We start from the raw sequence: 11,246 nt of genomic DNA, 5'->3' as shown, positions 1-11,246 counted from the left end.
GGTTAATGCTATTACTGATGAAAATGCTCTCAATTGGTTTAATCATTGTGGATTGTTTTTTGACCCTATTTAGATAGCTATTCTTGTACTGGACTTGATATCAAACTGCTGTAAGCACCAGATTTAAAAACTAAAACTTCTGCTTGTGGGACTTTTACCCCCTCTTATGAAGCAGAAAAACAAGAAAATCCAGTTCCCTCCCCTTAGCAAGGGGAAGGGTTAGGGTGGGGTTAAAATATTTGATACATTATAAGCTTTATGACTGACAACTTTAGCAAGTTCACAGATAGAATAGGTGTTTTTGCTTCCCCAGGTAGCAATGCTTGTGAGATAGGCTTCTAGTCTGTCCAAATTTAAGCACCAGATTTAAAAACTAAAACTTCTGCTTGTGGGACTTTTACCCCCTCTTATGAAGCAGAAAAACAAGAAAATCCAGTTCCCTCCCCTTAGCAAGGGGAGGGTTAGGGTGGGGTTAAAATATTTGATACATTATAAGCTTTATGAATGACAACTTCAGCAAGTTCACAGATAAAATAGGTGTTTTTGCTTCCCCAGGTAGCAATGTTCAGGTAAACACACAAAATATTGACGGACAAAAAAAGTTAACTCCCACTAAAGATATACCCTATCGCGGTTCTGTTCATTTTGTCGGACGAGAAACAGAACTGACAACTATCCATGAAGATTTGCGACGGGGAAATTATGTAGCAATAACCGGAATGGGTGGTTTGGGTAAAACTGAATTAGTTACTCAATACGCGACACAATATCAAGATCATTATGATGGCATAATTTGGTTTAATGCTAGACAACGTATTCTCGCAGCAGAAGTATTTGAACTTTTTACATTAAAATTCGGTCTGGAAATTCCCCAAACTCAGGGAGAAAAACCGTTAACTCTCCAACAACAGGTAGCTTGGTGTTGGTTACAATATCCAAAAACACAAAAACCTGTTTTAATTGTCGTTGATGATTTGACTGATTTAACACAGTTACAAGATGTTGTTCCCCCAGAAACACGCTTTCGGGTTTTGATAACTACTCGACAACAACATTTAGACCCTAATTATATTCAAGAACTACCTTTAGAGGTTCTATCACCACCAATAGCATTAGAACTTTTACAAAAGCAATTGGGAAAAAATCATCAGCGAGTTGTCAATGAACCAGAAACTGCTACAGAAATATGTGAGTTTTTGGGAAATTTACCTTTGGGGATAATTTTAGTCGGAAGTTATTTAACAACAGATTTGGGACTTTCTCTAACTCAAATGTTAGAACGGTTACAAAAACGTAAGTTAGCGGAAACAGCTTTACAAAAGAGAGAAACTATCAATCAAACTCAATTGGGAATTAAAGCCGCTTTTAATTTAACTTGGGAAACACTGGATACTCAAACTCAATATCTGGGAGCATTTTTAAGTTTATTTTCTCCTCAGTTTATTCTTTGGGATTTGGTAGTTTGGGTGATTGAGTTTGAAGTAGAGAATGAGGAAAAACAACTAATTTGGACAGAGGAAGAATTAACTACCTCTAAAAAAAGACTTTATCAAGTTAACTTTTTACAAACAGGACAAGAATCACCAGAAGCTTATACAATTCATAATTTAGTGCGGTTGTTTTTGCAAGAACAGTTAGCAGAAGTTGGAGAAAAGCAGCCAATTCTCGAAAGAACTTTTATTACTCCTATGATATTCGTTGCTGAAAGACTTCCTCAATCACCCACTTCTGAAGATATTGAAAATTTCCAGTTAGTTGTTGTTCATTGGGAAGATTTAGGAAAACGGTTAATAGATGAAATTAACCAAGAAACAGTAGCAGAGAATAATTTACCAGTATCTATGGTTGCTGATGAAATCTGTTGGGTATTTGAAGGGTTAGGAAGATTTTATCAAGGACAAGGATTATATCAAGTAGCAGAATTTTGGTATCAGCAATTAGTAAAAGTTTGTCAAATTGTATTTACAAATGATCATCCTAATGTTGCTACTAGCTTAAACAATTTAGCAGGTCTTTACCGTAATCAAGGAAAATACAGTGAAGCTGAACCTCTCTATCTTGATGGTTTAGAAATGACAAAGCGGCTATTTACAGAGGATCATCCTTATGTTGCTACTAGCTTCAACAATTTAGCAAGTCTTTACGATAACCAAGGAAGATACAGTGAAGCAGAACCTCTCTTCCTTGAAGCTTTAGAAATGAGAAGGCGGCTATTTACAGGCGATCATCCTGATGTTGCTAATAGCTTAAACAATTTAGCAAGTCTTTACTATAGCCAAGGAAAATACAGTGAAGCTGAACCTCTCTACCTTAATGGTTTAGAAATGACAAAGCGGCTATTTACAGGCGACCATCCTGATGTTGCTAATAGCTTAAACAATTTAGCATTTCTTTACAAAAGCCAAGGAAGATACAGTGAAGCAGAACCTCTCTTCCTTGAAGCTTTAGAAATGACAAGGCGGCTATTTACAGGCGACCATCCTCATGTTGCTTTTAGCTTAAACAATTTAGCAAATCTTTACCATAACCAAGGAAGATACAGTGAAGCAGAACCTCTCTTCCTTGAAGCTTTAGAAATGAGAAGGCGGCTATTTACAGGCGATCATCCTCATGTTGCTTCTAGCTTAAACAATTTAGCAGGTCTTTACCGTAATCAAGGAAAATACAGTGAAGCAGAACCTCTCTTCCTTGAAGCTTTAGAAATGACAAGGCGGCTATTTACAGGCGACCATCCTCATGTTGCTTCTAGCTTAAACAATTTAGCAAATCTTTACCATAACCAAGGAAGATACAGTGAAGCAGAACCTCTCTTCCTTGAAGCTTTAGAAATGAGAAAGCGGCTATTTAAAAGCGACCATTCTGATGTTGCTGCTAGTTTAAACAATTTAGCAAATCTTTACGATAAACAAGGAAGATATAGTGAAGCAGAACTTCTCTATCTTGATGCTTTAGAAATGATAAAGCGGCTATTTACAGGCGACCATCCTTATGTTGCTACTAGCTTAAACAATTTAGCATTTTTTTACAATAGCCAAGGAAGATACAGTGAAGCAGAACCTCTCTACCTTGAAGCTTTAGCTATGTCTGAACGAGTGCTAGAAACTAATCACCCCACTACAATAACCGTTCGGAACAATTTGCAAATTTTACAACAGCAACTCATACCTCGTTTCTTTTATAAACGTTTGTTGAATAATCTATTAGCTGTGTTAACTTTACTATTGCATCGTTTACGGCTACTAATCAAACGTATCATTATCTTTTCCTGGCGTTTGTTTCGACGTTAACAATATTTTACCCAACAATAAGAATGTATTGCTATCAAATTCTAATGTATTGCCATACAAAAGCAACTTAACACAATCCAAAAACAAAATATGATTTAACAATGTTACTGCATCAAGAACAGATTAATATTTTAATCCAACAAAAACAGAATAGTACAAACAATAGCAGTAGAAATAAAACAATAAAACCTGGTTAACCACCAATAAAAATTAAAGACAAACAAGTATTAATGTTTAACCAGACAGTTTTAATTATTTTCCATGATTTCCACCGTACCCTTATATCCATCTATTCGGACTGGCTGACCATCTTGTAATAAATATGTAGCACCACGTACATCCATAACAGCAGGAATCCCATACTCACGGGCGATAATTGCACCGTGGGAAAGCTTTCCACCCGCCTCAGAGATTAATCCTCCAGCTTGCACTAGTACAGGAGCCCAACCAGAATCAGTGTAAGGAACAACAAGAATAGTATTCTTATCAATATTATTAGCACCTTGCAAACTACGCAATATTTTCACCCGGCCTTGGATTTGTCCTTGACTAGCAGGAATACCCAATAAAATATGATCAGCAGGATCAATTACAGGTTTAATAGGGTGAGGAGGATTATAACCGTAAACTACCGCAGGAATTTGGACAATGAGACTATCTTGAACAAATTGTTCTCGTCTATGTTTGATTAATGCTGATAAATTATTTTCAACAATCACATCTAAATTAATGATCATTTGACGAATTTCATCTAACTCCAAAAAGAAAATATCTCCTTCTTGTTCTAAAACTCCAGACCCCAGCCAAATCTGTTCTAACGCCAAAAAAGTCCAGCGTAATTCCGCTAACAATCGGGAATAAACTTCTGTTACTCTACCTTTAAGGTGAACTCGGTTTTGGACTAAATTTATTACTAGAGGACGAGAATTATTTACAGGTAAGACCTCTCCAGCTTGTATGAACTGCACAAATAATTGTTTAACTATTTGCGGATTTTCTTTCCAAGTGGGAACAGAAATATCTGTACCTACCTCACTCAAATAACCATAATCATGAATTAATTCATCCAAATCATATAAAATTTTTTGTCCCAGGGTTGTTTTTGCCAATTCGGAAAATATTTGTTCTGGTTCGCAGTTATCATCTAGAATTTGTTTAGCATCGACAGCCAAAAGACGCATAGCCTTTAATGATGCTACCTCTGGAGTGACACTGTTATCAATTGCTTCTGCTTTTGCTCCCAAAATCCCTTGACGAACAGCGGCGCTCAAAGGAGCTAAAATACTATAATAAGTACCTCGATGCAATAAATCAAGAATTAGATCTATTCTGGATAGTAACTGGTCTAATGATAATTGTTCAATAACGACATTTGAGAGTTCAGTTAATCCTGGGATAAAAACTTGACGATAATCCCATTTAAAATCTTTTTCTAAATCAAGTTCTCGCTTGAGTAATCTTGTCAGTCCTGGTAAATTAGTAAGAGTAGAATCTAGAGGAGGTTTAGTCATGCTTGCACCTCTAGTCAAAAATTCGAGACTTTCTGGAGGTAGTCCCATTGCTAAAAAGATTTCTCCCAATAGGGAAGCATTAAAATAAGCTCTAGAGTAATGTAGTGTTGCTGTTTTCGCAAAATCTAGGCCTTTAGCGCGTTCACCTAAAACTATAGTAAAAATTTCTCCCCACACACCACAGGTTAAAGGGGAATTAATGGACCAAGTTAAGGGGTGAATTACTCCTGGAATCACCTCAGCAGCGATTTTTCTTGTCCATAAGGGTAAAAGGGTGGTAATTGGTCTTGTTTGTAATACCCACAGATTTTGACCATCATAACTCCATTCAACATCTTGGGGAATGCCTAAATAACGCCTTTCTAAGCGTCTAGCTAAATATGCAACTTGTTTAATTAAGGATTGGGGAACTTTACCATTACCTTCAAATTGCAGACAGGATAATTTTTCATTACCAGCAACTACTACCCGATATTGTTCTGGTGTGACTTTTCCTGAGACAATTTGTCCGGGACTACCGGATACGGCTTCAATAATTACGGCCTCTCCTTGTTGAGAAATAGGATCTCGACTAAACGCTACGCCGGAAAATACGCTTTGAATTTGTTGTTGAATGAGTACCCCCATACCCACGTCTTTTGAGTTGGTACGACGGCGATATTCGATGGCACTGGGATGATTATATGAGTCTCGCACTTGAGCGATCGCTTGCTTTAATTCTGCTTTAGTGATTACATTTAAAATAGTTTCATACTGTCCTGCGGCGGAGGCTTGTTGTGAATCTTCTCCAATGGCTGAAGAACGTACTAGGAGGGGTGAAAGTGGAGAGGGTTGGAGAAAATTAATTAAAATAGTCGGGTCATCATCTGGGGATAATACCCAACCTTTAGGAACTGTATAACCCCAGCGTTTAATTTGCGATAATGTTGCTGATTTAGCTCCTACTATTTCCCCGTCTAATTCATCATCGAGGGTAATGATCCTTTCTTGATTACTTAAATATTGCATTACTGCTTGGGATTCTGGGTCTGCGTCCTCGACCGCAAGGTTAAGATCATCGGGAATTTGGCTATAAATCCAGTAAATTAAGGACGATAAGGCAAAAGCAGCTATGATTCTGGGTAAATCCTGGGAATGGATAATACCCACAAATAGGGGAAACATGACTAATACTGCTAATTTAATTGTTTCTCTGGAACGAGTGATTAAAAAGCCAATAGCCGCAATTACGCTTACACAAATAGTTACTAAAGGATCATTAGCCAGTAATCCCCAAGCTACATTTGTTGTTCCTGCCCCTTTAGTAGTGGTATATCTACCGATAACTAAAACTATTAAGGCAATAACTTCCCAAGCAGGTTCCATGGGAAAATACGCATGAGCAATTGTTACAACCGCAATACCTTTGAGAGATTCAGAGACGACGGAAATAATTCCTGCTAACTTGCCACCATGATAAAAGGCGGCTGCAACGCTAATATTGCCTGTACCTACATTGTCTAATCGCTTCCCACTCAGTGCATAAGTAATCCAACTAATTAGCGGTATTGCCCCTAAAAGTGAACTACCAATTAAAATAATTACGATATCCCAAAAATTAATCATTATTCTCTTATCTAAAATTTAAAATTCGATAATGTACACAATAGCTTTACTAAAAAAGCTTTGATTTTTAAGTTGGTTGCTCTGTCGCTTAACTCAACTTACTAAAAATAGCACAGATATTAATACACTAAAGTTTGTTCTTGGCAAAATAGTGAATAAATGTAAAACTCCTATAAATCAATAGTTCTAGGGTTTTTATTGGATCAACTTTAACTCATGAAAACTCAAACAAGAAGAAATTAATTAATTTTGGGTGCAGAACTTATACTCCTACTTACCTCTATTTCTGCTATAAAGACACTAGAGAACAATAAAAGTCTTGTTTGCTAGTGTCCTGAATTTTATTCAACGAATTTAACCTATTGCATAAGCGGCGGTAAGTGCCCAAAGGATAAGTCCAGCAATAGACCCTAAAAGTACCACGGTAGAGATAGTGACTAGTTTAGGTGAATCTGCACCTTCAAATTTCATGATTCCGCGATTTAAATCGGACATTGTTTTATAATGCTCCTTAGTTACAGGGCTAATCTGTCCGTTATGATTCTAGTCTTTCTTTTGGCAGATGGTGTTAAATTCTTATTATGATTTTCTTAGGGCTTGGTGACAACTATACACTCAAGCAATTGTAAAGTTTATTTAATTAGTCTTTTAATCAGAGTACAATAGATGTATGATTTTTTAGCTAAAATTTTGGTCGCTAGAAACTCAAGTAATTTTCTGTGGTTTGAGAAGTGTAATAACTCACCCGTAGATACAATAAGGTGGAATTTATGGACACCAAAGAACTCCTGAAGTCTTATAAATCAGGAGAAAGGAATTTTCAGGGTATAAATCTACATCAAGCTAAGTTGGATAATGTTGATTTAAGAGAAATAAATTTAGAAGGTGCAGATTTAAGCGGAGCGGATCTTAATCAATCAAATTTAATTGGTTGTAATCTTACTAGGGCGAATTTAACTAATGCTGATTTAAGTAGAGCAAATTTGCAAGGTGCGAATTTAAGTGAAGTAAATTTAATTGGTGCTGATTTAATTGAAATCAACCTCAAGAAAACTAACTTAACTCGTGCTGATTTGCGAACTGCAAATTTAAAGTTAGCAAACCTAGCAGGTGCTAATCTTTATCAAGCAGAAATGAGTGGCGCTAATTTGAATGGTGCTAATCTCTATAAAGCTAATTTAATTGATAGCAATATCAATGAAGCTGAATTTATAGGTGTTGATTTAACAACAACAATCATCACAGAATTGGAAATGACAGGGGAAATTTTGCATATAGGTTTATCCCATAAATGGATAACTTGGGCTGGTAGTTATTAATATAGCAAGGAACAGGGAAACCTGTTCTTTTATTTATTAAAGGAGGAATGCAGAATAATTATTAGTATTTCTTAAAAAACTAGAAAATTAAAGTTTTTTGTGTTCTTTCTTCCTGCTCTCAACTTCTCATTTGATTATAATAAGTACCTACCACAATTAAAAATTATCCAAATAGTTTTTAAAAAATAAAATGTCCGCAAGGGCGGACACTATCAGGGCTTCTGTCACTTTTATTGGCTACAATCATGTCTGAACATGATGTTTTTATTGTTGATGAAGAGAGAGAAAAAATCAAGTCTTTTTCAGATATAAACTAGACATAATTAAGTGTATTATATCCTAGAGGAGGAATCAGCAGAAAAAGGGCAGAAGTAATAAAAGTTTAAATGATATGATTTTTAATATAAAAAACATCATTCCTGAGAGTTATATCGACGGGAAGTATAAACCCAAATATTATTATCCTGCTGAATTTGTCGCGTGTGGGAAGAACCAATAATAATTACAGTTCTCATATCTGCTAATTCTGGTTCTAGCTCTTCCAGGGTAATAACCTTAACTGCTTCTCCCTTTCTCCCTAAATTTCGTCCTAATACAACTGGGGTATGGGGTTTTCGGTGTTCCATTAACATCTTTTTTGCGGCTGCTAGTTGCCAAGTGCGTTCTTTTGATACAGGATTATAAAAAGCAATCACAAAATCACTTATAGCCGCAGCGGTAATGCGTTGAGCGATAATTTCCCAAGGTTTTAAAATATCAGAAAGGGAAATCACACAAAAATCATGACCCAAGGGCGCACCAATACTAGCTGCTGCGGCTTGCATAGCAGAAATACCAGGAGCGACTTGAATAGCAATTGTTTGCCATTCTGGTTTATTGTATTGGTCTAAAACCTCAAAAACCGCCGCCGCCATTGCGTAAATACCGGGGTCGCCAGAAGATACAACTACTACATATTTTCCCTCCGCAGCCAATTCTAGCGCCTGATAAGCTCTTTCTGCTTCTACTCGATTATCTGATTCATGGACGCGCTTACCCTCTATCAGGGGAGCGATTAAATTAATATAGGTTTTATAACCAACTAAATCCGTTGCTGAGGCTATAATTTCCTTTGCTTGCGGTGACATCCATTTATATCCACCTGGACCCGTGCCAATAATCGCTAATTTTCCCTGGGGTTGTCCTGTGGTGCTGGGGTTGATAATTTCAGTTGATATGGCAACGGTAATAGAGGGAAATGGAGATGATACAATTTGAGCATCTGCACCTGTAGCAGCTAAGGCCAATTTTGTTAATTCACTTTCGGGAAAGAAGCGGGTAGGAACTCCCAAAGCCTTCGCAACAGCGTGAAGTTGGGAATTATTAGCTAGGTGACTGGGTGCAAATATTCCCGCAACTGCGGCGGGTGCTAAATTAGATTCAACAAATATTTGCTGAATTTGGGTAATTGTGTCTGGTTCTGGGTGAGTGAGAGCGATCGCAATTTTGGCAGGATGATAAACTAAACAATTAGAACTAGAATTACCCAATTTTTCGGTAATTTGAATAATTAACCCCCCATTTTCATCAATAGGTAAATTACTCTCACTCAACCAAGGCGCTGTTCCCTCTAACTTAACTTTTCCCCCTGCTAATAAGTCAGCAATAAATTTTTTCCCCTGTTCGGGGTTAGCTAAATGATATCCAGAGGGAGGGGACAGCAAAGCCGTATGAAAGCGGATATCTCCTGTGGTGGTAATTGCTGGTTTAATATTCAGTCCTGACCCTATAAGACGCGCTAAATCATTAACACCACTTAAACCACCTAAAAGCGGAACTACAGCACTTCCATCTTCTGCTACAGCTAAAATTGGCGGTTCTTGTTGTTTATCAGTTAATAAGGGTGCAATTGTTCTAATTAAAATCCCTGCTGCACAAATACCAATTATCGGTGTACTAGCGGTGAATAATTCCCGCAAAGTTGCGCCAAAATTGCTAAAGCTAATATCAACATCATCAGTACGATTAACTAAACCATATAGTTTTGCACCGGGCAAGATATTGGTAATTTTTCGACCTATGATAACACTATTTTGACTCAATACCACAACCGCCGGGGCTATCCTTGTATTCATAGAACTAGGTGACAGGGAACAGGAAATCAGTAATATTATTGAGAGTGATAATTGTTAATTACCTACAACTTATTTTTAGTGGGAATGATAATCATGGAAAAATAAGGTACTTCCTCCGGGTTAACTTCATCTAAGGGAACTACGCGCTGTTGCGTAGTCGTGGCGCGTTCAATATATCTTGCCCGTGCAGCTAGTCCTAATTCATGGAGAATATCCCTAACTTTCAGAAAATGGCGGCCAAGTTTCATAATAGCTGCTGCGTCAGTGGCCAGAAGTTGGCTAATTAAGACCTCTCTGGGTAATGGTGCAGGTAAAACCGTAAGAACATCATTGTAATAAGTAAATGGTAAACCTAAGGACACGGGACAGGCCATAAGTGACGAAACTCCAGGTACGACTTCTGTTTTGTACTTTTCAGATAATCGAGTAAAAAGATACATAAATGAACCATAAAAAAACGGATCTCCTTCACAGAGAACTACCACATCTCGACCGGCGGCTAAATGGTCAGCAATGGGTTGAGTTTCTTGGTCATAGATAGATTTAGCCTTTTCCGGTTCTAAGGCGCGGGGGAGGTGAAATAGTACCTCAATCTGACCATGATCCAGGTATGGAGAGACAATTTTTCTAGCGATACTTTCTTTGTCTGTGGCCGATTGATAGGCGACAACTGGGGCGGAACGGAGAAGACGCAAAGCTTTTAAGGTAATGAGTTCAGGGTCTCCAGGTCCGACACCAATTCCATAAAGACGACCCCCAGAGTTATTCATTACTCTTCCTCACTCGCTAAGGCGTTAACAGCAGCAGCAGCGATCGCACTTCCGCCCCTTCTTCCATGTAAAGTTAAGAATGGTACATTGCGGCTATCTGCGGCCAATGCGACTTTTGACTCGACTGCACCCACGAAACCAACAGGAAAACCTAATATTACTGCTGGTCTAGGAACTCCCTCGTCTAGCATTTCCAATAACCTAAATAGGGCTGTTGGTGCGTTTCCAATCACCACAATTGCTCCTTCTATACGAAAACGCCAGAATTCTAAAGCTGCTGCTGACCTGGTATTTCTTAATCTTTTAGCTAGTTGTGGTACTTCAGGATCGTTAAGGGTGCAAAGAACTTTATTATTTTTAGGTAATCTTTTTTTTGTCACTCCTTCGGCTACCATGTAAGAATCACACAAAATCGGTGCGCCAGCAATTAGGGCTTTTTTACCCGATTGTACTACTGTAGATGAATATTCTAAGTCTTTAACAATGTCAGTCATTCCACAGGCATGAATCATGCGAACAGCAACTTTTGACACATCTTCAGGGAATTTTTCTAGGTCAGATTCTAACCGAATCATTTCAAAGGACTTACGATATATTTCGTTACCATCACGGATGTAATCAAACATGATATTTTTAGGTT

Annotated in this window: 6 protein-coding genes; 2 read left to right on the top strand and 4 right to left on the bottom strand. The window is 37.6% G+C overall.

Features of this window, described 5'->3' with window-relative positions; genetic code table 11:
- Nucleotides 1-500 precede the first annotated feature (500 nt).
- On the top strand, nt 501-3,287 hold the full coding sequence (locus H6G44_RS11020) for a tetratricopeptide repeat protein (RefSeq protein ID WP_190386527.1): 2,787 nt from the start codon (nt 501-503) through the stop codon (nt 3,285-3,287).
- A gap of 248 nt (nt 3,288-3,535) precedes the next feature.
- Here H6G44_RS11020 and H6G44_RS11015 read toward each other — a convergent pair whose 3' ends face one another.
- Nucleotides 3,536-6,403 carry a glycerol-3-phosphate acyltransferase gene (locus H6G44_RS11015; protein ID WP_190386528.1) on the bottom strand — a complete coding sequence of 956 codons (2,868 nt, stop codon included), beginning with the start codon at nt 6,401-6,403 and terminating at the stop codon, nt 3,536-3,538.
- Nucleotides 6,404-7,173: 770 nt separating this feature from the next.
- On the opposite strand from H6G44_RS11015, the gene H6G44_RS11010 reads away from it, so the two are divergent.
- Entirely contained in the window at nt 7,174-7,722 is a 549-nt protein-coding gene (locus tag H6G44_RS11010) for a pentapeptide repeat-containing protein (protein ID WP_190386529.1), read from the top strand.
- Between the two features lie 413 nt (nt 7,723-8,135).
- Here the strand turns inward: H6G44_RS11010 and cobJ are convergent, their stop codons facing one another.
- The 3 genes from cobJ to H6G44_RS10995 form a co-directional block, all read right to left on the bottom strand.
- Nucleotides 8,136-9,836, bottom strand: coding sequence for a precorrin-3B C(17)-methyltransferase (gene cobJ, locus H6G44_RS11005; protein ID WP_190386530.1), 1,701 nt, complete (start codon nt 9,834-9,836; stop codon nt 8,136-8,138).
- 62 nt (nt 9,837-9,898) lie between these two features.
- Nucleotides 9,899-10,606, bottom strand: a complete 708-nt coding sequence (locus H6G44_RS11000) for a precorrin-2 C(20)-methyltransferase (protein ID WP_190386531.1) — start codon at nt 10,604-10,606, stop codon at nt 9,899-9,901.
- Nucleotides 10,606-11,232, bottom strand: a complete 627-nt coding sequence (locus tag H6G44_RS10995; RefSeq protein ID WP_190595366.1) for a precorrin-8X methylmutase — start codon at nt 11,230-11,232, stop codon at nt 10,606-10,608. Before H6G44_RS10995 ends, H6G44_RS11000 begins: the two co-directional genes overlap by 1 nt.
- Between the last annotated feature and the right edge of the window lie 14 nt (nt 11,233-11,246).

The sequence above is a fragment of the Aphanizomenon flos-aquae FACHB-1287 genome (genome assembly GCF_014698755.1).
Classification (GTDB): domain Bacteria; phylum Cyanobacteriota; class Cyanobacteriia; order Cyanobacteriales; family Nostocaceae; genus Dolichospermum; species Dolichospermum flosaquae.
Note: the sequence above shows the minus strand (reverse complement) of the source record. Positions and strands in the feature narration are given on the sequence as shown.

Bases quoted from the DNA above. Each gene is read 5' to 3' on its own strand.
- H6G44_RS11020 (WP_190386527.1), top strand. From the start codon at position 501: ATGAATGACAACTTCAGCAAGTTCACAGATAAAATAGGTGTTTTTGCT.
- H6G44_RS11015 (WP_190386528.1), bottom strand. From the start codon at position 6,403: ATGATTAATTTTTGGGATATCGTAATTATTTTAATTGGTAGTTCACTT.
- H6G44_RS11010 (WP_190386529.1), top strand. From the start codon at position 7,174: ATGGACACCAAAGAACTCCTGAAGTCTTATAAATCAGGAGAAAGGAAT.
- cobJ (WP_190386530.1), bottom strand. From the start codon at position 9,836: ATGAATACAAGGATAGCCCCGGCGGTTGTGGTATTGAGTCAAAATAGT.
- H6G44_RS11000 (WP_190386531.1), bottom strand. From the start codon at position 10,606: ATGAATAACTCTGGGGGTCGTCTTTATGGAATTGGTGTCGGACCTGGA.
- H6G44_RS10995 (WP_190595366.1), bottom strand. From the start codon at position 11,232: ATGTTTGATTACATCCGTGATGGTAACGAAATATATCGTAAGTCCTTT.